This window comes from Pseudoalteromonas sp. PSi26, from assembly GCF_054960575.1.
Genome location: NZ_JBHNYT010000007.1, coordinates 139,557 through 159,596 on the forward strand (window position 1 = coordinate 139,557; position 20,040 = coordinate 159,596).

Consider the following 20,040-nt stretch of genomic DNA (forward strand, 5'->3'; position numbering starts at 1 on the left):
AGTTAATCCGTCACATTCAAGGAGCATAAAATGATAGATGAAACCTTTGTGGATCTATCGCGACTGCAGTTTGCCATTACTGCACTCTTTCACTTCATATTTGTACCGTTAACAATAGGTATGACTTGGATCTTAGTTATTATGGAATCAGTTTACGTTATGACTGGTCGCGAAATTTATCGTGATATGACTAAGTTTTGGGGTAAGTTATTTGGCATTAACTTTGCCATTGGTGTTGCCACAGGCCTCACGATGGAGTTTGAATTTGGCACTAACTGGTCGTATTACTCCCATTATGTGGGCGATGTATTTGGTGCCCCTCTGGCTATTGAAGGGTTAATGGCATTCTTTTTAGAATCAACCTTTGTGGGAATGTTCTTCTTAGGGTGGGATAGGCTGTCTAAACGTCAACATTTAGGTGCTACCTTTTTAATGGCGCTGGGCACAAACTTATCGGCTTTATGGATATTAATTGCTAATGGATGGATGCAAAATCCAGTAGGGGCTGAGTTTAACTACCAGACAATGCGTATGGAAATGACCAGTTTTGCAGAACTGGTATTTAACCCCGTAGCGCAGGTTAAGTTTATTCATACCGTGTCGGCGGGCTATGTTGCCGCATCTATGTTTGTTTTGGGCATAAGCAGCTGGTACATACTCAAAGGCCGCGATTTAGCGTTTGCTAAACGGTCATTTTCGGTGGCATCGGGGTTTGGCTTAGCCTCAATTTTATGTGTTATTTTACTCGGTGATGAATCAGGCTATGAAGTCGGTGAAATTCAAAAAGTAAAATTAGCAACTATTGAAGCCGAGTGGCACACAGAAGAAGCGCCCGCTGCATTCACTGCGTTTGGTTTTCCCGACTCTGAAGAGCAAGTAACCCATGCAGCTGTAAAAATACCCTATGCATTGGGCATTATTGCTACGCGTTCACTTGACGAAAAAGTAATGGGTATCTCTGATCTAGAGAAAAAACATGAAGTACGTATTCGTAACGGCATGATTGCCTATGGCTATCTCACTAAACTTAGAAATGGCGAAGATACGCCTGAAAATATTGCTAAATTTGACGCAGTAAAAGACGATTTAGGCTATGGCTTATTGCTTAAGCGATATACAGCAGATGTTGTTGATGCGACTGATGAACAGATTCAAAAAGCAGTGAAAGACTCGTTTCCAAAAGTAGGCCCTATGTTTTGGTCGTTTAGGATCATGGTTGCCTGTGGCGTGGCTATGCTTGCAGTGTTTGTATTAGCATTTTATTACAACGCACATCGTATAATTGAACAAAAACGCTGGCTGCTTTGGGCCACTGTATTAAGTATTCCATTGCCATGGATTGCGATTGAATTTGGTTGGATCGTTGCAGAATATGGTCGCCAACCTTGGGCTATTTCTGAAATACTACCCACTTTTTTAGCAACGTCATCACTAACGGTCAATGACCTTTTAATTAGCTTAACGGGCTTCATCGTTTTTTACACTGGCCTTGCCATTGTTGAAGGCTGGTTAATGATTCACTTTATTAAAAAAGGCCCTAGCTCATTACACACTGGTAAATACCATTTTGAGCTGCCAAACAACACACAAGCAAAAGGAGAATAATCATGATTTTTGATTATGAAACATTAAAAATGTTGTGGTGGTTGATTATTGGTGTGCTTTTAATCGGCTTTGCAATTACCGATGGTATGGATATGGGGGTTGCTATGCTCCTTCGCCTAGTTGGTAAAACAGATTTAGAACGACGCACTGTAATTAATACAATTGGCGCACATTGGGATGGTAACCAAGTTTGGTTTATCACCGCAGGCGGAGCATTATTTGCGGCTTGGCCAATGGTGTATGCAGCCGCTTTTTCGGGGTTTTACTTTGCCATGATGCTGGTGCTATTTGCACTCTTTTTTAGACCTCTTGGTTTTGATTACCGCTCTAAAATTGATTCTAAGCGCTGGCGTAATAACTGGGATTGGGGATTATTTGCAGGTAGTGCAATTCCGGCTTTGGTATTTGGTGTAGCATTTGGTAACTTGTTTTTAGGTGTACCATTCAATATTGATAATTTATTACGTGTAAGTTACCAAGGTTCGTTTTTTGGCTTGTTAAACCCGTTTGCACTCCTCGCTGGTTTAATTAGTATAGCTATGCTTATTGCACATGCAGGTATGTGGTTACAACTTCGCACAGCAGATGCGGTTGCAGAACGATCTGGCCAATACGGACGTTATGCATTGATTGCATTTATTGTTTTATTTGCCGCGGCTGGAGTTTGGGTGGCTAATTTGAATGGCTACCAAATTGTGTCTATGGATGATACCCAAGGCCATGCTGATCCGCTCGCTAAAGTAGTTACAACAGCAAAAGGCGCTTGGCTAAATAATTACACTGAGCGCGCATGGACAGTAACCTTCCCTGTTCTAGCGTTTGCTATGGCATTGAGTGCATTAGTATTTTCAAAGCTCAATAAACCAGCGTTAGGGCTTATTTCGACTGCACTTATGTTAGTAGGTGTCATTATGACGGCGGGCGTTTCATTATTCCCATTTATTATGCCATCAATTAACAACCCAAATATTAGCTTAACAATTTGGGATGCCGTTTCGAGCCATAAAACACTTAACATTATGCTTGTAGCCGTGGCCATTTTTGTACCATTAATTTTAGCCTACACCACGTGGTGTTATGTAAAAATGTGGCGCAGAGTAACCGTAGAAGAAATTGAAACTAACACTCACGGCAGCTACTAAGGAGACTGAACTATGTGGTATTTTGCTTGGATTTTAGGTGTACTTTTAGCCTGTACCTTAGGGGTAATAAATGTAATGTGGTACGAATTTCATCAAAATAAAAACAGCATTGCTGATGATGAACAACCGATGCATGACTTATTGAACGAGGCTAACTCGACCAACAATGACGACTAACCCCCGACCAAATCGCGCGCAGCAACAAACACTGCGCGCTTTTTTAAAAACACAAAGTAAACCCGCCTCATTATGGTTAAAACTCAGTATTGCACTGGGTACTTTTAACGCTATTTTAATGATTGCTGGGGCATATTTACTCGCTCAGGCTATTCATAACGTAATGTTTGAAGGTAGTGGCTTAAGTGAAGTCACTCACTTGCTATGGCCATTAGCAGGTATTGTTTTGCTTCGCGCTATTTTTTTAGCGCTAAGTGAAAGGCTAAGTGCTTTTGCTGCCCTTAAAATAAAGTCGGCTATGCGCCAAACACTGTTAACTAAATTAAGCTTGCTAGGCCCTAGTTATGTTGAGCAACACGGCCAAGGTGCAACTTTAAATACATTGCACAATGGCGTGGAAGAACTTCACGACTATTACGCAAAATACCTGCCTGGTGTTGCTTACAGTGCCCTTATTCCACTAGCAATCTTGGTTGTTATTTTTCCGACCGATTATAAAGCGGGATTAATATTTTTATTAACAGCTCCGCTTATCCCTTTTTTTATGATTTTAGTTGGATCAAAAGCAGAAGCGTTAAATCAAAAGCGTTGGCAACAACTTGCTGTTCTAGGTAATTACTTTTTTGACAGAGTACAGGGATTAACCCAGCTAAAACTATTTAATGCAACGCAAACCGAATTAAAACAAATAGCTAAAATTTCTGATGACTTTAGGCATACCACGCTAGGCGTGTTAAAAATCGCGTTTTTATCGTCTTTTGCCTTAGAGTTTTTAGCCACAATCAGTGTGGCTTTAGTGGCTGTAATTATTGGTTTTAGGCTTTTTTTTGGCACACTTGATTTTTCTACTGGCTTTGTTGTGCTGCTTTTAGCTCCCGAGTTTTATTTACCGCTTCGTCAATTAGGAAGCCATTATCATGCTCGCTTGCAAGGTATTAGCGCCGCTGCTGACATGGTGACTATTTTAAATGCCCCCTTACCCTATCAAGATACTGAACTAGTTAACAATACAACCGAATACACCACGTCTGATACTATTGATTCAATAAACATTAAAAATTTAACCTACATTTACCCTGACAGTAACGAAGGCATTCACGATGTCACCTTAAGCCTACCAAAAAAAGGCTTGGTGGCAGTTGTGGGTAACAGTGGCTCAGGGAAAAGTACTTTATTTGATTGCCTGCTGGGTTTTCACCCCCAAGTAATACCTTGCATTTATATTAACGGATTGCCATTAGCAGCAAACGATATTACCCAACTACAGAATCAAGTTGCGTGGATACCACAAAATCCAACACTATTTTTCGATAGCATTGGCGCTAATATAAAATTAGCCAAACCAGACGCATCACAGCAAGAGCTAGAGCAAGCAGCGCAACAAGCAGGCGCCCTTGAGTTCATAAATACCCTACCCTCTGGGTTTGATACGTTAATAGGAGAGCAAGGTGAAGGACTCTCTGGAGGGCAAAAGCAACGTATTGCACTTGCTCGGGCATTTTTAAAAAACGCCCCTATATTAATGCTTGATGAGCCAACAGCGCACCTTGATAGCCAAACAGAGCAACACATTCAACACGCCATTAATATGTACGCTAAAAACAATTTAGTACTGGTAATCGCACACAGATTAAACACTGTAAAACACGCCGACAATATTATTGTAATGGACCAGGGTAAGGTCACTGAGCAAGGTAGCTTTGAAAAACTAAGCACTCAAGATGGCGTGTTTTATAATTTGCTAAATGCCGCTAAGCAAGGAGGCTCCGATGAATAACTTTATTAGATTGATAAAGCTCTGCCGCCCTCATTATAAAGCCATGCTACTGGGTACGCTGTTAGCAACAATTACGGTGCTTGCGAACGTTGGCTTACTGGCTATTTCAGGCTGGTTTTTAGCATCTATGGCAGCTGCAGGCATTGCTGGCGTGCAAATGAACTATTTTACACCCGCTGGCACAATACGTTTTTTAGCCATTGTAAGAACGGCTTCTCGTTATGCTGAGCGCTTAGTTACTCATAATGCGACTTTTTTATTGTTGAGTGAAATTCGCGTAAATATGTTTGCAACACTCAGTAAGCTCAACAATGTTGATTTAGCCATGAGCCGCAGCGCTGATTTACTGAATCGACTACAGAACGATGTTGACGCACTCGATAAATTTTATTTGAACGTGTTAATGCCTATGATGGTTGCTTTGTTAAGCGTGCCAATCATTTTGCTTTTCATGTCTGCTTATAATGCAAATGTAGCACTCATTTGCTTTATGGGAATTTTATTAATTGGCGTTGTCATACCTGCGTTTTTAAGTGCTTCACTTACAAAAAATAGTCACAAAGAAACACACCTTAGTGCACAGTTACGGGCCGAATTATCAGATACCTTAACAGGCCTCAGAGAGCTTAGTATTTATCAAGCCCGTACTGAGCAGTTAAATAAATGCGATAGATTAAACGAGCAGTACAACCAACAATTATTTGTTCGTCATAAGGCGTTAGCAAATGCAGATGGACTGACTCTACTAATAGTACAAATGGCTATGTTAGCTAGCATAGTGACGATAGCCCCATTGGTTTATACTAATTCCATGGTTAACGTAGAACTTGCCATGTTAACGCTTTTTGTATTAGCAAGCTTTGAAAGCGTATTACTACTGCCCAATGCATTTATAGAGCTGCCTAATGTACTAAAAGCCGCAGAGCGGTTATTTACCCTCCAAGATAAAGCATCTGATCAGAGCAATAATTGTAACGCTTTAATTGATACTCAGTTTGATAAAAATAATATTGCGCTAACGCTTAATAACATTAGCTATAAATACGATGAGCATAACGCATTAAATAATGTCAGTTTTATGCTTAAATCGCGGCAAAAAGTAGCCATTGTAGGTCGAAGCGGGAGCGGTAAAACCACCTTAGTTAATTTGCTAACCGGTTTATGGCCACTTCAGCAAGGTAGTATTACATTGGGTGACCATAATAACGCGCAAGACCTTCACTCACTTAGCAGTGACAGCCGAGCAAACGTTATAAATATATTAGCGCAGCAACATCATATTTTTGATGGCACATTAAGTGAAAACTTAAGCTATGCAAAGCCAAGCGCTACAAAAGAAGAAATGCTTGAAGCCATTAACCTTGCACAGCTAGAGCCTTGGTTTAAAGAGCTACAAGAGGGTTTAAAAACACGTTTAGGGACAGGCGGCAGAAGCGTATCCCAAGGGCAATCAAGGCGTATAGCGATTGCGCAGGCTTTATTACAAAACCCCGCTATTTTAGTACTTGATGAACCCACTGAAGGGCTAGATAACCAATCTAAGCAAACCGTAATGAACGCCATTATGCACGTAATGAGTGACGCAAGCGTACTTACAATTACCCACGACCCTGCTCTTCTAGCGAAAATGGATAACATTATTTGGCTAGAAAATGGCAAACTTGTAGCGCAAGGTAGCCACAAAGAGCTTAGCGAAAAACATCAGGAATATGTGTCGCTAACCACCCGTTTTTAATACGCTGATTGAGACATCAATAACGCCGACTTTAGGATCGGCTATTTTTTAAACATACCTAACGATAAATCAATAACCCGCCCTCTAACGTACGGGCCCCTATCATTTATCCTTACGATTACCGATTTATTGTTAGCTAGGTTAGTTACCTTAACCTTAGTACCAAAATCAAACTCTAAATGTGCAGCAGTGGCTGCGTTTTGGTTAAAGGTTTCGCCATTTGCCGTTTTGCGGCCATGGTATTTATTAGCGTAATAAGAGGCTTTCCCTAAATGAGTACGCTCACCATTAGCTGTGGTAAGGACAGGTTGGCTACTACATGCAACCAAGATAGACAAAAAACTGAGGGGTAAAATTAACTTCGCAAGAGACATAGCTGTGCTTTAAATATAGTAAATTTGCGCAAAGGTTAACCTTGCCTCGCTGAGTGTGTACTGAATTGATATAAGAGAGCCATTTTGTAGGCAATAAAAAACCACCTGAGATTACTCTTAGGTGGTTTTTTAAAAATCAGAAGCGCTTATCTTACGATACCGCGCTCAGAACTTTTTACAAAGTCTATCATGGTTTGCACTGCAGGGTACTTAGCAGCATCTTCACTTAGTGAAGCAATTGCTTCATCAACACCTAAACTCTTTCGATAAAACGCTTTATAAGCACGGCGTACTGCCATTATTTCATCACTTTCAAAGCCACGGCGTTTCATACCTTCTTTATTGATTGCAGCAGGACCTGCTGGCATACCAATCGTGGTCACGAATGGCGGTACATCTTTATTTACGCCAGAGTACATGCCAATAAACGCATGCGCGCCAATTTTACAAAATTGATGAACACCTGAATTACCGCCTAATATAACCCAATCAGCAACATGAACGTGGCCTGCAACACTGGCATTATTAGCAAAAATTACGTTATCGCCTATCACTGCGTCATGTGCTACGTGTGTGTAAGCCATAAATAAGTTATTACTACCAATTTTTGTTACACCTTGGTCTTGAATGGTACCACGGTGAATGGTTGCACACTCACGGATAACATTATTGTCACCAATGATTAATGTAGTGGGTTCGTTGTTGTATTTTTTGTCTTGGCAAGCTTCACCGACAGACGCAAATTGAAAAATATGATTTCCAGAACCAATGGTCGACGGTCCTTTAACAACAACGTGAGATTCAATAATACAGTTATCACCGATAACAACATCATTGCCTATATAACTATATGGACCAACTGAGACATTGTTGCCTAGTTTAGCGCCAGGTTCGATTATTGCTGTAGAATGGATCACTATTAAAACTCTCTTCTCGCACACATAATTTCGGCACTACATACTACTTTGCCGTCAACTTTAGCTTCAGCAGCAAACTTCCATATATTGCGGCGCTCTTTTAAAAACTCTACATGCAAATGCAATGTATCACCAGGCACAACCGGTTGCTTGAAACGAGCGTTGTCTACTGCTGCAAATAAGTAAAGTTCGTCTTCACTGCGATTTTCAACTGTTTTAAAACCAAGAAGACCTGTAGCTTGTGCCATAGCTTCTAATATTAGCACACCAGGGAAAATAGGCTGGTTTGGAAAATGGCCAGTAAAAATAGGTTCGTTTATAGATACATTTTTAATAGCATGCAATGTCTTACCCGGAGTAAAATCAATAACACGATCAATTAAAAGCATCGGGTAACGGTGTGGTAATAAAGCTAAGATTTCTTGAATATCAAGGCTATTTAATTCGTTTGCCAAAATAGCATCCTTTTATGTGTTCAACTTTTATGACTTAGCAAGTGCTTCAAGCGCTTTCAAACGAGACTTCATGTCTGATAGATTACGCAAGTGAGCAATTGATTTACGCCATTCTTTGTTAGTTGTATGGGGCATACCTGATGAATAAATACCGGGTTCGGTGATTGATTTTGTCACCATACTCATACCCGTAATTATAACACCATCACATACTGACATGTGACCATTAATTGCAGTCATACCACCAATTTGGCAGTTTTTACCTATGGTGACACTACCTGCAAGAACAGAGCAGCCAGCAATGGCTGTACCTGAATTAACTTCAACGTTGTGTGCTATTTGACATTGATTATCAATAATCACATTGCTATGAATAATCGTATTATCAAGTGCACCACGGTCAATTGTAGTACTGGCGCCTATTTCTACTTTATCGCCTATGATCACAGAGCCTAGCTGAGGAATTTTAAGCCACTGACCACGCTCATTTGCATAACCGAACCCATCGCTACCAACAACACTATTTGCTTGGAACAAACAATCCGCTCCAATTTCAACGTCATGGTAAATCGTCACATTAGGCCAAAGCTTTGTCCCAGCACCTATTTTAACACGTTCTCCGATAAAACTGTTCGGACCAATTTCCGCGTTATGACCAACAACTGCACCAGCCTCTATAACAGCATTAGCGCCTATAGCAGCACTTTTACTTATATTTGCACTAGGGTGAATTGTTGCACTTGGGTGAATACCCGAAGAGGCTGAACGCGGTGTTGTATCCATAAATTGCGCAAGCTTTGCATAACTGACATACGGATTTGAAACAATCACTTTATTGCCATTAAAATGCGCTGCATCTGCTTGGTTAATAATTACAGCACTGGCTTGTGTAGCTTCAAGTTGAACACGATATTTTGAGTTCGCTAAAAATGCAATATGCCCAGTACGGGCATTTGCAAGTGTCGCTATTTTTGTTATTTCTAAAGCGCCATCACCCTGAAGTTCGGCGCCTAGAAGTTCCGCAATTTGCGAAAGCGTATAATTTTGCATAGAGTGATTATTTCTTGCTAACAGCTGTTACAACTTTAGATGAAAGGTCTGTTACTTCTTTAGGGTTGAAGTAAATTGTAGTGTCTTTTACTTTAACTTCATCAAAGTCACCGTCTTTAGCAATCTCTTCAATTGTTTTAATAATTAAGCCCTGAACTTTTGCAAGCTCTTGGTTTTGACGAGCTTTGATTTCTTGCTCTAAAGGACGACCTACTTCAGCAAGGTTTTTTTGCATACCTTGAATTTTATCACGAAGTGCATCTTTTTGAGCTTGGCTCATCGTTGTGCTCTCACGCTTAAACTTCTCAGCTTCAAAGCGAATATCACCTTGTAACTTTTCAAGCTCTTGGCGACGCTCAGCAAACTCGCTTTGTAGTGACTGCTCAATTTTAGCCATTTGAGGAATTTGTTTGTAGATTTCTTGCATATCTACAACACCTACTTTATGCGCAAGAGCGCTAGCAGAAGTACCCATCATTAACGTTGCTAAAACAGCCACTGCCGTTGATTTAAATAATTTAGTCATAAAAAACTCCTTTAGAAAGTGTTACTAATATTAAAACTGATGGTCTTCGTATCGTCATCTTCTTCTTTTTGCAATGGATACGCAAAACTAATCAGCATTGGACCCATTGGAGAGATCCACTGTAATGATAAACCGGTCGATACTCTAAAACGCATAGGATCTGAATAATCATCCAACTTATTGCGTTGATCTACGAGTAAGTTTTGATAACGGTCTACGCTAAACTCGGTGTCCCATACGTTTGCAGCATCAACAAAGAAACTGGTACGCACTGAACTTGTGTTTTCTTCATCCAAAAACGGTGTAGGAACGATTAACTCCATACCTGCCACCGCTTTGGCGTTACCACCAATTCGGCCTTGTGGTATTAACTGGTCAAACTCCGACGCACTATTGATAGGACCTGAGGTAGAACCGTCTGGATTTAGTGTACCAGGAATAGTCGTTGCACGACGTGCTACAGCTTGTGGCAATATAGTATTACGGTCAAAACCACGAAGTTCCATTTCGGTTATACGGAAGAACTCTTGGAACGGAAGCGTTTGATCGTATCCATTCGTTGACCCATAGCCGTTACCATAACCGAGCGCCGCACGTGCCGAGAACACCCAGCGATGGTCGTTAGATATTGGCCAGTAAAAACGTGAGTCGTAATTAAGCTTGAAATAGGTCAAGTCTGAGTTTGGTGTAGTCCCCGTTAAGTTTAACGTTTGGCGCGAACCTGCTGTAGGGAATAAACCCCGGTTAACCGTAATACGTGACCAACCAACACTTAACTCATATTTAGTAAAATCAAAGCCTGCATCTGGGTTTTCAGGGTCAAAAAACGTTTCACGTAGTACGCGCGTTTGCTCGTACTCAGCAATATCTGACAGCTCTTCTTTTATCCAACGAACACCAAAATTAACTCGGTTTATTGCATCAATTGGGAAACCAATATTTGTACCTAAACCATAACTTTTAGATTTGTAATCTACAAGACTAAACTTACTTGCGTCGTAGTTTCGGTAAAAAATACTGCTGCCTTGTGAAACACCATCTGGTGTAAAATAAGGGTCGGTATACGATAAACTGACACTTTCAGAGCCAGTAGACGTATTTAAATTTAAACCAATTTGGTTACCTGTACCTAAGAAGTTAGATTCAGTCACACCAATATTAAATTGCAGACCTAGGTATGAACCATAAGCAAGGCCCGCATTAAAACTACCGGCTGATTGTTCTTTTACTGTGAAATCTACGTCAACTTGGTCGTCTACACCTGGCACGGGGACTACGTTAAAATCCACAGTTTCCATATAAGGTAAACGTTGAATTTGTAGCTTTGAACGCTCAAGGTTCTGGTTTGATAACCATGCACCTTCTAGTTGCGTCATTTCACGGCGCAATACTTCATCTGCGGTGTTTTGGTTACCACCAACAATTATACGCCGAACGTAAACACGCTTACCTGGGTTAACAGATAAAGTTAACTGAACTTCTTGCTTTTCGTCATCAATTTCAGGAATTGTACGCACTTCAGCATTTGCATAACCAAAACGGGCTAAATAACTTTTAATGAACTCTTCTGACGATGTAACAACAGAGCCATTGTAAAGCTCACCAGCTCTCAGTGGAATAACGCTTTTGATTAAATCTTCTCGACCGAGTAAGTCACCAATAAAATCAAAGCCTTTAACCTTGTATTTAACGCCTTCGGTGAGGTTAGCCGTTACATATACAGACTCACGCTCTGGACTTACCGATACCTGCGTCGAATCAATATTAAAACGTAAATAACCACGGTCTAAATAAAAGCTGCGGATTTTTTCTAAATCGCCTTCAATAGTTTGTTTTTGGTAGCGGTCGCTACCCATAAATTGCCACCAAGGTAAATCTTGCTGAGACTCGGCAAGTTTTAATAATTCTTCGTTAGAAAAAAGTTCATTACCCACTAAGTTAATTTGGCGGATAGACGCGGCATCACCTTCGTCAAACTCCAATTTAAGTTTAACGCGGTTACGTGGCAATTTAGTAACACTAATATCAACCGTTGCATTGTATTTACCAATACTATGAAAAAACTCTACTAAGCCTTTTTCAATGTTGTCTATTACGGTTTTGTCTAGTGGTTCACCTTGGCGAATATCTTGTTGATCAAGCGACTCGTTAAGCTGCTCATCTTTGATATCTTTATTGCCTTCAAACTCAATAAAGCTAATTGTTGGGCGCTCTGTTACTTTAAAAATAACGTTGTTGCCATCACGCAATGCTTTGATGTTGTCGAAGTGACCAGAACGATAAAGTGACTTTATTGTTTTTGAAATTGTGTAGTCATCTACATTATCGCCTACGTTAATAGGAATATGAGTCAATGCAGCACCGAGTGCTACGCGTTGTAAGCCTTCAACTTTCAAGTCTTCAACAATAAAGGAAGTTTGGCCTAGGGCAGCAAAGCTTGCACCCAATAAACTTGAAACTGCCAAATGTTTTTTTATAGCCATTTTATTATCTTTATCCTTTACAACTGTATTACCGCTTAACACCTAAAATACGGGTGCGTTACAATCGTGTTCTAATTAGTAAATGTTGCGCTGTAATTACAAACGCGATACATCATTGAACAAAGCAAAACATGTTAGAAAAATGAGTAGCAACGCTCCCACTTTAAAACCAAATTCTTGTGTCTTTTCAGAGACCGGCTTTTTACGAAAAAGTTCAATTATGTAATACATTAAGTGTCCACCATCAAGCACTGGCAGAGGCAATAAATTAAATACGCCCAAGTTAACGCTTATCAGGGCTAAAAAGCTTAAAAAAGCAACTAAACCATAGCTTACGCTAGTCCCTGCTCCCACTGCAATACCAACAGGACCACTTAAGTTTTTAACCGAAACCTGACCCGTAATTAAATTGCCAATCATGTCAAAACTCAGTGTAATCAACCGCCAGGTTTCTTTTGTACCACGAACAATACTATCAAGTGGTCCAAAACTTCGGGATTGTACATACCCCTCTGGCCATTGCTGAACGACAGGTGCTACACCTAAAAAACCTTGTTCTATACCATTGTTGCCGACACGCCCTTGTGGGGTCACTGTTATGCTTTTTATACTATCTTGTCTTTTTACACTAAATTGTAAAGATTTGTTAGCCGATTGCGTAATTACATTAACTAATTGCGGCCAATTGCTTATAGTTTCACCGTTTACAGCCAAAATAGTATCGTTAACTTGCAAATTTGCTTGTTCGGCTGCTGAATTTTTAGTCACCGCTGCAACCGTTAATGTTGCTTGTGGCCTAAAGGGTACAATACCCAAAGAGGTAAGTGGAGGAACATCTTGTTGGTCGAGCTTCCAACCATCAATATTGAGCGTTTTGACTCGTGTTTGTAAGTTTTCATCGCGAACTGTAATCTCTACGCGCTCTTCACCTAATCGCGACATAAAAGCAAACGTCGCGTCTTGCCACGTGGTTATATTATCATCACCAATTTTAATAATGTGTTGGCTTGGCATAAGCCCGGCTTGCTCTGCTCGGCTCCCTTCAGTAATGCTGCCTACGACTGGTTTTACCGATTGCACACCCACCATGTACATCACCGCTAACGCAAAAATGGCAAACAAAAAATTTGCCATAGGCCCAGCTGCAACAATGGCAATACGTGCTTGTACTGACTTTGAGTTAAACGATAAATGTCGCTGATTTGGTGGAACATCGTCCACACGCTCATCAAGCATTTTGACATATCCACCTAGTGGAATAGCTGCTATAACATATTCTGTATTGTACTTATCGTGCCATTTAATTAAGGGCTTACCAAAACCAATAGAAAAGCGTAACACCTTAACACCCGCCTTTCGTGCTACCCAAAAATGGCCATACTCATGCACAGTAACTAAAATACCTAATGCCAAAATAAATGAGCCAAGATTCCAAATAAAATCAAACATACTAATGAGCCACTTTATTTATAAACTGAGCAGCGCTGAGACGTGCAAGCTCATCGCATTGCAATATTTCATCTAAACTCTGTACGTTGGTGTATTGAGCCGACTCTAAGGTTTGTGCATTAATCTTATAAATATCTGTAAAACCAATTTTACCTTTTAAAAATGCAGCAACAGCTATCTCATTTGCAGCATTAACGGTCGTCGTAGCGCCCTGTCCCGCCGAGCAAGCATCAATAGCAAGCTGCAAGTTAGGGTAACGGGTAAAATCAGGTTTAGTGAACGAAAAATCACAAATATCTGAAAAATTAAGCGATTTAACGCCTGCGTCAATTCGTTTTGGGAACGCCAATGCATGGGCAATAGGCGTACGCATATCAGGATTACCCATTTGCGCTAAAATTGAGCCATCATGGTACTGAACCATTGAGTGAATAATACTTTGAGGATGAATAACAACGTCAATATCATCGCTGTTACAGTTAAATAGCCACTTGGCTTCAATAAACTCAAGGCCTTTGTTCATCATAGTTGCAGAATCTACTGAGATTTTTTGCCCCATAGACCAATTAGGATGAGCTACCGCTTCACTGACGGTCACATCTTTTAAGGTATGTATATCACGCGTTAAAAATGGACCGCCTGAACCGGTAAGTAAGATTTTACTGACACCATTATCTTGCAGGTTCTTATCGCTTTGCGCACTCTGTAGTGAGTGAGGTAGACACTGAAAAATAGCGTTATGTTCGCTGTCAATTGGCAGTAAAGTTGCTTTGTACTTTTTAACTTTATCAATGAACAATTGGCCCGACATAACCAGCGATTCTTTATTCGCAAGCAACACTTTTTTACCTGCTTCAACCGCACTGAGTGTAGGCAACAAGCCTGCGGCTCCAACAATGGCAGACATAACAATATCTACTTCAGGATGCGCACATAAATCACTCATTGCCTGCTGTGAATGCATAATCAGAGTTTGGCACGCTGTACCCTTTAAATGCAATGACAGTTCTTCTGCTGCACCTTGTGTTGCCATGACAGCATAAAGGGGTGAATGCTTAATGCAAAGCTCAGCCATTTTTTTTGCATTTTGACCCGCTGTTAAAGCAAATACATCAAACAAATCACTGTTTTTTGCTACAACATCAAGTGTACTTAAACCAATTGACCCCGTAGCACCTAAAATAACTAGCTGCTGCTTATGACTCATAAACTTAAGGTCCATGCATAACACATTACAAACATTGGCGCTGCTGCTGTTAAGCTATCAATACGGTCTAAAATACCGCCATGCCCAGGTAAACATTTACCACTGTCTTTAAGGCCAGCTTCACGTTTAAACATACTTTCTAATAAATCGCCAACTGCCGAAAATAACGCTATAAATGCAGTCATAATGGCATAAATTGGCCACACGGCTAAATCAACATCGGTAAAATGGCAAAACGCCATAACAAATAAAACTGATGCGACTATACCACCAGCAAGGCCTTCAATCGTTTTATTTGGACTTACTTTTGGCATAAGCTTGTGTTTGCCAAAGCTTTTACCTGTGAAATACGCACCGATATCTGCGCTCCACACAATACCTAATACAATCAAAATCAGCATAGAACCAAAGTGAGTAGATTCAAGGTATTGCGCACTACGAAGCGTATTGAGCGCAAGCCATAACGGCACTAATGTCAGAAGCCCTGCAATGCCACGCATTACTAGTCCTTCATTCCACGCTTTCGCCATAGCTGGATAACGCCATACTAAATAACTAGCAACGATCCACCATGCAAACGCTAAAGTAAATAAATAATTAGCATCGCCCACTAGCTGACCGTTTTGCCAAAGCGACGCTATCGGCCAGTGTAAATTAAGCACAGCGAGTAAAGCTGCAACAAGTACAACAAAGGCGCCTCTTTTTATTTTTTCACATAGCCCCATAAAAGCTGACCACTCCCAAGCGCCCATTAAAACGATGGCGGCAGCAAAGTAACTAAATAACGTCAATGGTGTATAAAAAACCAAGACGAGCGCTGCGGGTGCTAACACTAGCGAGGTTAAAATGCGTTGTTTTAACAAAATTGTGACCCTTAATCTATTTAGGTTTGAGCGAGTAATTGTTTTATTTGTTCGCCCGTACAACCAAATCGTCGCTCTCTGGCAACGTAACACGCAATGGCCTCAGCAAATGCTGCTTCATTAAAATCAGGCCAAAGTGTTTCGGTAAAGTAAAGTTCTGCGTAAGCTGCTTGCCATAGTAAAAAGTTACTAATGCGAACATCGCCCCCCGTTCGAATAAGTAAATCGGGTTCAGGTTGATCGGCCATGCTCATATGCTGCGCAATACGCTCTTCAGTAATATCTTGTGCGTCAATGTCACCACTTGCAACTTGCATTGCAAGTTGTTTAGCCGCGTTTGCCATATCCCAACGGCCACCATAATTGGCAGCCACATTTAAACACAACCCTGTGTTATTTTCTGTCAGTTGCTGCGCACTATGTACTTTGTTTTGCAACCCTTCAGAGAACCGAGATAAGTCTCCAATGATGGTTAGTTTTACATTGTTTTTGTGAAGCTTTTTAACCTCTTTTGTTAATACAAACAAAAAAAGCTCCATTAGCGTATTTACTTCGTCTTCAGGGCGGCGCCAGTTTTCACTGCTAAATGCAAATAAAGTTAACGATTGTACGCCTAATTTAGTACAAAACTGAACAGATTGACGAACAGCGTCCACGCCTTTTTTATGCCCGTACACACGAGGCCTATTTCTAGCTTGCGCCCAACGTCCGTTCCCGTCCATGATGATAGCAACATGCTTAGGTAAACATTGTTGTGAAATTGTATCAGCGTTTAAAGCCATAAATATCGAGTATTCCATAAAAAAACGCCGCCTAGTATAACCCAGACGGCGTTTCAAAACTAATATATTTGTATAAACTAGTTCAGCTCATTTAGCTGTTTAGATTTCCATCAACTCAGCTTCTTTCGCTGTTAATTGAGTGTCCATTTCTTTGATAAATTTATCTGTTAACTTTTGGATTGCATCTTCGCCTTGGCGCGCTTCGTCTTCAGAGATATCTTTATCTTTTAAAAGTGCTTTAATGTCACCATTAGCATCACGGCGAATATTACGAACAGCAACACGGCCGCCTTCAACTTCGCCACGTACAATTTTAATTAAATCTTTACGGCGCTCTTCTGTAAGTGGAGGAAGTGGCACACGAATAACTGTACCTGCCGACATAGGGTTTAAACCTAAGTCAGACGCCATAATCGCTTTTTCAACTGCTTGTGCTAATGACTTGTCAAAAACACCAATGGCAAGCGTACGTGAATCTTCAATTGTTACATTTGCAACTTGGTTTAACGGTGTAGGAGCACCGTAGTAAGACACCATAATACCATCTAAAATTGCAGGGTGAGCACGGCCAGTACGAATTTTAGAAAGTTGGCTACCTAGTGCTGTTACACTCTTTTGCATGCGCGCTTGCGCATCTTTTTGAATATCGTTAATCACGGTTTAATCCTAATTATTTGATTACTTCATCTGAGGCTTGTGAAGAGATAAGTGTTCCTTCTTCTTCACCCATAATTACGCGTTTTAACGCGCCTGATTTATTCATGTTAAATACGCTTAATGGCATATTATGATCGCGGGCTAAGGTAAATGCCGCTAAATCCATAACTTTTAATTCTTTATCAATAATTTCATTGTAGCTTAAGTGACGGTAAAGTGTCGCTTCTGGGTTTTTCACAGGATCGTCACTAAATACACCATCAACCTTTGTTGCTTTAATTACTGTATCAGCTTCAATCTCAATACCACGTAGACACGCAGCAGAGTCTGTAGTGAAAAACGGGTTACCCGTACCCGCTGAAAAAATAACAACGCGGCCAGTTTTTAATAAGCTTATTGCCTCAGCCCAGTTGTATGCATCACATACGCCATTAAGTGGAATAGCAGACATTAATCGACAGTTTACAAAAGCACGATGCAGCGCATCGCGCATTGCAAGGCCATTCATTACCGTTGCAAGCATACCCATGTGATCGCCTACTACACGGTTCATACCTGCTTCAGCTAATGACCCACCGCGTAAAAAATTACCGCCGCCAATAACTAAACCCACTTCTACGTCGAGCTCTACTAACTCTTTAATTTCTTGTGCCATACGGTCTAAAACTTTAGGGTCGATGCCGAAGCCTTCGTCTCCCATTAAAGCTTCACCACTTAATTTGAGAAGAACACGTCTAAAAATAGGTTTGCGATTGATAGTCATAGTTTTGGGGCCAACTTTTATTGAATTATGGATAAAAAATAACCGCGCTTATGTTAAACATAAAAGCGCGGTTATTTTAAAGAATTTCTAAGCGTGAAGCAAAAGCAAATAGTACTTTAATTGCATCTAATTTCCTTGTCCTTCACAGTTAGTCAATCTTACTCACCTTTAGCAGCAGCAATTTGAGCAGCAACTTCAGCAGCAAAATCTTCTTCTTTTTTCTCGATACCTTCACCAACTTCTACACGTACGAAGCCAGTAACTGTTGCGTTTTTCTCTTTAAGAACATCGCCAACAGATTTTTTAGGTTCCATGATGAATGCTTGACCAGTAAGAGAAACCTCACCAGTAAACTTCTTCATGCGACCAACAACCATTTTTTCAGCGATTTCAGCAGGCTTGCCTTCGTTCATCGCGATATCGATTTGAACTTGCTTCTCTTTTTCTACAACATCTGCAGGAACATCAGCAGGTGTTAAGTACTCAGGGCTTGAAGCAGCAACGTGCATTGCAACGTGCTTAAGTGTTTCTTCGTCAGCAACACCAGCAACAACAACACCAATACGCTCACCGTGACGGTACTCAACTAGGTTTTCACCAGCGATGTACTGTAGACGACGTACGTTGATGTTTTCACCAATTTTAGTTACTAGCTCAACACGGTCTTCTTCAAACTTAGCTTGTAAGTCTTCGATAGAAATTGTTTCAGCGATTGCAGCGTCAGCAACTTTGTTAGCAAATGCTAAGAAGCTTACATCTTTTGCAACGAAGTCTGTTTGACAGTTAACTTCAACAAGTACCGCAACACCCGCATTTTGCTTGATGATGATAGTACCTTCAGCAGCAATGTTACCTGCTTTTTTAGCAGCCTTTGCAGCACCGCTCTTACGCATGTTTTCAATCGCTAACTCGATGTCACCATCAGTCTCAGTTAACGCTTTTTTACAATCCATCATGCCAGCGCCTGTACGCTCGCGTAATTCTTTAACTAGGGCAGTAGTTACAGCCATTAGTAAATCCTCAAATCTGAAATCTGGTTTAGATAAGCGGGTTACCCGCTCTACAAGAATAGCAAGTCTTCATCCTATTAAGATGAAGACTTGATGACAGCTAATTACTCAGCTTCAACGAAATCGTCATTCTCAGCTTGAGCAACGATGTTATTCTCGCGACCTTCAGTGATAGCAGCTGCAACAGCGCTAGTGTAAAGGGTTACAGCACGGATAGCATCATCGTTACCAGGAACGATGAAATCAACGCCGTCTGGATTAGAGTTAGTATCTACGATTGCAACAACTGGAATACCTAGGTTGTTAGCTTCACGGATAGCAATGTGCTCGTGGTCAGCATCGATAACAAAGATCGCGTCTGGAAGACCGCCCATGTTTTTGATACCACCAAGGCTCTTTTCAAGCTTTTCCATTTCGCGGTTAAGCATTAACGTTTCTTTCTTAGTTAATTTCTCGAAAGTACCGTCTTGGCTTTGGATTTCAAGGTCTTTAAGACGCTTGATTGATTGACGAACTGTTTTCCAGTTAGTCAACATGCCACCTAACCAGCGGTGGTTAACGTAAAACTGATCGCTTGCGATAGCAGCTTCTTTAACTGCGTCGCTTGCTGCGCGCTTAGTACCAACGAAAAGAACTTTACCTTTGTTTGCAGCAGCGCCACTTAAAAACTTAAGTGCGTTGTTGAACATTGGTACAGTTTGCTCAAGGTTGATGATATGTACACGGTTACGAGTGCCGAAGATGAAAGGCTTCATCTTAGGGTTCCAGTAACGTGCTTGGTGACCAAAGTGAACACCAGCTTGAAGCATGTCGCGCATTGAAACGTTTGCCATTTTATAGATCCTCTATAGTTGTTTAGGGTTAGGCCTCCACATATCCCATAGCACCAACACCGAAGTATTTAAACTTCTAATGCACCCAAGTGTATGTGACGATACGTGTGTGTGTTAAAATCAAATTGTGTTTGCCTTAAATACAAAAAATCATTTAAGAATTTATTTGTAAAAAGACGGCGCGCTTTATACCATATTAAAATTAAATACTCAACATCGCGTGCAAAAATTATGC

General features: G+C 40.7%; 18 protein-coding genes and 1 pseudogene. 5 read left to right on the forward strand and 14 right to left on the reverse strand.

What is annotated here, in order from left to right; genetic code table 11:
• Positions 1-30 precede the first annotated feature (30 nt).
• The 5 genes from ACFI34_RS09660 to cydC are packed head-to-tail and all read left to right on the forward strand — an operon-like array spanning position 31 to position 6,436.
• Positions 31-1,605, forward strand: coding sequence for a cytochrome ubiquinol oxidase subunit I (locus ACFI34_RS09660; RefSeq protein WP_462673333.1), 1,575 nt, complete (start codon positions 31-33; stop codon positions 1,603-1,605).
• A 2-nt stretch (positions 1,606-1,607) separates the two neighbouring features.
• On the forward strand, positions 1,608-2,747 hold the full coding sequence (cydB, locus tag ACFI34_RS09665; protein WP_462673334.1) for a cytochrome d ubiquinol oxidase subunit II: 1,140 nt from the start codon (positions 1,608-1,610) through the stop codon (positions 2,745-2,747).
• Between the two features lie 12 nt (positions 2,748-2,759).
• On the forward strand, positions 2,760-2,924 hold the full coding sequence (cydX, locus tag ACFI34_RS09670; RefSeq protein WP_006793620.1) for a cytochrome bd-I oxidase subunit CydX: 165 nt from the start codon (positions 2,760-2,762) through the stop codon (positions 2,922-2,924).
• Positions 2,914-4,701, forward strand: coding sequence for a thiol reductant ABC exporter subunit CydD (gene cydD, locus ACFI34_RS09675; RefSeq protein WP_462673335.1), 1,788 nt, complete (start codon positions 2,914-2,916; stop codon positions 4,699-4,701). Before cydX ends, cydD begins: the two co-directional genes overlap by 11 nt.
• Complete coding sequence (gene cydC, locus ACFI34_RS09680; RefSeq protein WP_462673336.1) at positions 4,694-6,436, forward strand: thiol reductant ABC exporter subunit CydC; 1,743 nt, start codon at positions 4,694-4,696, stop codon at positions 6,434-6,436. The genes cydD and cydC overlap by 8 nt, the downstream gene beginning before the upstream one ends.
• On the opposite strand, the pseudogene ACFI34_RS09685 reads toward cydC, so the two are convergent.
• From ACFI34_RS09685 to rpsB, 14 genes and pseudogenes are all read right to left on the reverse strand, one after another.
• Positions 6,419-6,810 (reverse strand): annotated as a pseudogene (locus ACFI34_RS09685) (septal ring lytic transglycosylase RlpA family protein). The gene cydC and the pseudogene ACFI34_RS09685 overlap by 18 nt on opposite strands.
• Positions 6,811-6,956: 146 nt before the next feature.
• A complete protein-coding gene (gene lpxA / locus ACFI34_RS09690; protein WP_058405705.1) occupies positions 6,957-7,727 on the reverse strand; it encodes an acyl-ACP--UDP-N-acetylglucosamine O-acyltransferase in 771 nt (256 codons plus the stop codon).
• A gap of 2 nt (positions 7,728-7,729) precedes the next feature.
• Positions 7,730-8,182 carry a 3-hydroxyacyl-ACP dehydratase FabZ gene (gene fabZ, locus ACFI34_RS09695; RefSeq protein ID WP_006793625.1) on the reverse strand — a complete coding sequence of 151 codons (453 nt, stop codon included), beginning with the start codon at positions 8,180-8,182 and terminating at the stop codon, positions 7,730-7,732.
• Positions 8,183-8,209: 27 nt separating this feature from the next.
• A complete protein-coding gene (lpxD, locus tag ACFI34_RS09700; protein WP_462673337.1) occupies positions 8,210-9,232 on the reverse strand; it encodes a UDP-3-O-(3-hydroxymyristoyl)glucosamine N-acyltransferase in 1,023 nt (340 codons plus the stop codon).
• A gap of 7 nt (positions 9,233-9,239) precedes the next feature.
• A complete protein-coding gene (locus ACFI34_RS09705; protein ID WP_006793627.1) occupies positions 9,240-9,758 on the reverse strand; it encodes an OmpH/Skp family outer membrane protein in 519 nt (172 codons plus the stop codon).
• 11 nt (positions 9,759-9,769) lie between these two features.
• Positions 9,770-12,241, reverse strand: coding sequence for an outer membrane protein assembly factor BamA (bamA, locus tag ACFI34_RS09710; protein ID WP_462673338.1), 2,472 nt, complete (start codon positions 12,239-12,241; stop codon positions 9,770-9,772).
• Positions 12,242-12,337: 96 nt separating this feature from the next.
• Complete coding sequence (rseP, locus tag ACFI34_RS09715) at positions 12,338-13,690, reverse strand: sigma E protease regulator RseP (protein ID WP_039038118.1); 1,353 nt, start codon at positions 13,688-13,690, stop codon at positions 12,338-12,340.
• A gap of 1 nt (position 13,691) precedes the next feature.
• A complete protein-coding gene (gene ispC / locus ACFI34_RS09720) occupies positions 13,692-14,897 on the reverse strand; it encodes a 1-deoxy-D-xylulose-5-phosphate reductoisomerase (protein WP_462673399.1) in 1,206 nt (401 codons plus the stop codon).
• Positions 14,894-15,760, reverse strand: coding sequence for a phosphatidate cytidylyltransferase (locus tag ACFI34_RS09725; protein WP_462673339.1), 867 nt, complete (start codon positions 15,758-15,760; stop codon positions 14,894-14,896). Before ACFI34_RS09725 ends, ispC begins: the two co-directional genes overlap by 4 nt.
• 20 nt (positions 15,761-15,780) lie before the next feature.
• Positions 15,781-16,560 (reverse strand): isoprenyl transferase, encoded by a 780-nt coding sequence (locus ACFI34_RS09730; RefSeq protein ID WP_008126663.1) that lies wholly within the window; start codon positions 16,558-16,560, stop codon positions 15,781-15,783.
• 81 nt (positions 16,561-16,641) lie between these two features.
• Positions 16,642-17,163, reverse strand: a complete 522-nt coding sequence (frr, locus tag ACFI34_RS09735; protein ID WP_282447153.1) for a ribosome recycling factor — start codon at positions 17,161-17,163, stop codon at positions 16,642-16,644.
• A 49-nt stretch (positions 17,164-17,212) separates the two neighbouring features.
• Positions 17,213-17,962 carry a UMP kinase gene (gene pyrH, locus ACFI34_RS09740; protein ID WP_462673340.1) on the reverse strand — a complete coding sequence of 250 codons (750 nt, stop codon included), beginning with the start codon at positions 17,960-17,962 and terminating at the stop codon, positions 17,213-17,215.
• A gap of 158 nt (positions 17,963-18,120) precedes the next feature.
• Positions 18,121-18,972 carry a translation elongation factor Ts gene (tsf, locus tag ACFI34_RS09745; protein WP_006793635.1) on the reverse strand — a complete coding sequence of 284 codons (852 nt, stop codon included), beginning with the start codon at positions 18,970-18,972 and terminating at the stop codon, positions 18,121-18,123.
• Between the two features lie 104 nt (positions 18,973-19,076).
• Positions 19,077-19,805 carry a 30S ribosomal protein S2 gene (rpsB, locus tag ACFI34_RS09750; protein ID WP_006793636.1) on the reverse strand — a complete coding sequence of 243 codons (729 nt, stop codon included), beginning with the start codon at positions 19,803-19,805 and terminating at the stop codon, positions 19,077-19,079.
• Between the last annotated feature and the right edge of the window lie 235 nt (positions 19,806-20,040).

What these genes read in the sequence shown, in the direction of transcription:
- ACFI34_RS09660 (WP_462673333.1), top strand. Translation starts at nt 31, where the DNA reads ATGATAGATGAAACCTTTGTGGATCTATCGCGACTGCAGTTTGCCATT.
- cydB (WP_462673334.1), top strand. Translation starts at nt 1,608, where the DNA reads ATGATTTTTGATTATGAAACATTAAAAATGTTGTGGTGGTTGATTATT.
- cydX (WP_006793620.1), top strand. Translation starts at nt 2,760, where the DNA reads ATGTGGTATTTTGCTTGGATTTTAGGTGTACTTTTAGCCTGTACCTTA.
- cydD (WP_462673335.1), top strand. Translation starts at nt 2,914, where the DNA reads ATGACGACTAACCCCCGACCAAATCGCGCGCAGCAACAAACACTGCGC.
- cydC (WP_462673336.1), top strand. Translation starts at nt 4,694, where the DNA reads ATGAATAACTTTATTAGATTGATAAAGCTCTGCCGCCCTCATTATAAA.
- lpxD (WP_462673337.1), bottom strand. Translation starts at nt 9,232, where the DNA reads ATGCAAAATTATACGCTTTCGCAAATTGCGGAACTTCTAGGCGCCGAA.
- ACFI34_RS09705 (WP_006793627.1), bottom strand. Translation starts at nt 9,758, where the DNA reads ATGACTAAATTATTTAAATCAACGGCAGTGGCTGTTTTAGCAACGTTA.
- bamA (WP_462673338.1), bottom strand. Translation starts at nt 12,241, where the DNA reads ATGGCTATAAAAAAACATTTGGCAGTTTCAAGTTTATTGGGTGCAAGC.
- rseP (WP_039038118.1), bottom strand. Translation starts at nt 13,690, where the DNA reads ATGTTTGATTTTATTTGGAATCTTGGCTCATTTATTTTGGCATTAGGT.
- ispC (WP_462673399.1), bottom strand. Translation starts at nt 14,897, where the DNA reads ATGAGTCATAAGCAGCAGCTAGTTATTTTAGGTGCTACGGGGTCAATT.
- ACFI34_RS09730 (WP_008126663.1), bottom strand. Translation starts at nt 16,560, where the DNA reads ATGGAATACTCGATATTTATGGCTTTAAACGCTGATACAATTTCACAA.
- frr (WP_282447153.1), bottom strand. Translation starts at nt 17,163, where the DNA reads ATGCAAAAGAGTGTAACAGCACTAGGTAGCCAACTTTCTAAAATTCGT.
- pyrH (WP_462673340.1), bottom strand. Translation starts at nt 17,962, where the DNA reads ATGACTATCAATCGCAAACCTATTTTTAGACGTGTTCTTCTCAAATTA.
- tsf (WP_006793635.1), bottom strand. Translation starts at nt 18,972, where the DNA reads ATGGCTGTAACTACTGCCCTAGTTAAAGAATTACGCGAGCGTACAGGC.
- rpsB (WP_006793636.1), bottom strand. Translation starts at nt 19,805, where the DNA reads ATGGCAAACGTTTCAATGCGCGACATGCTTCAAGCTGGTGTTCACTTT.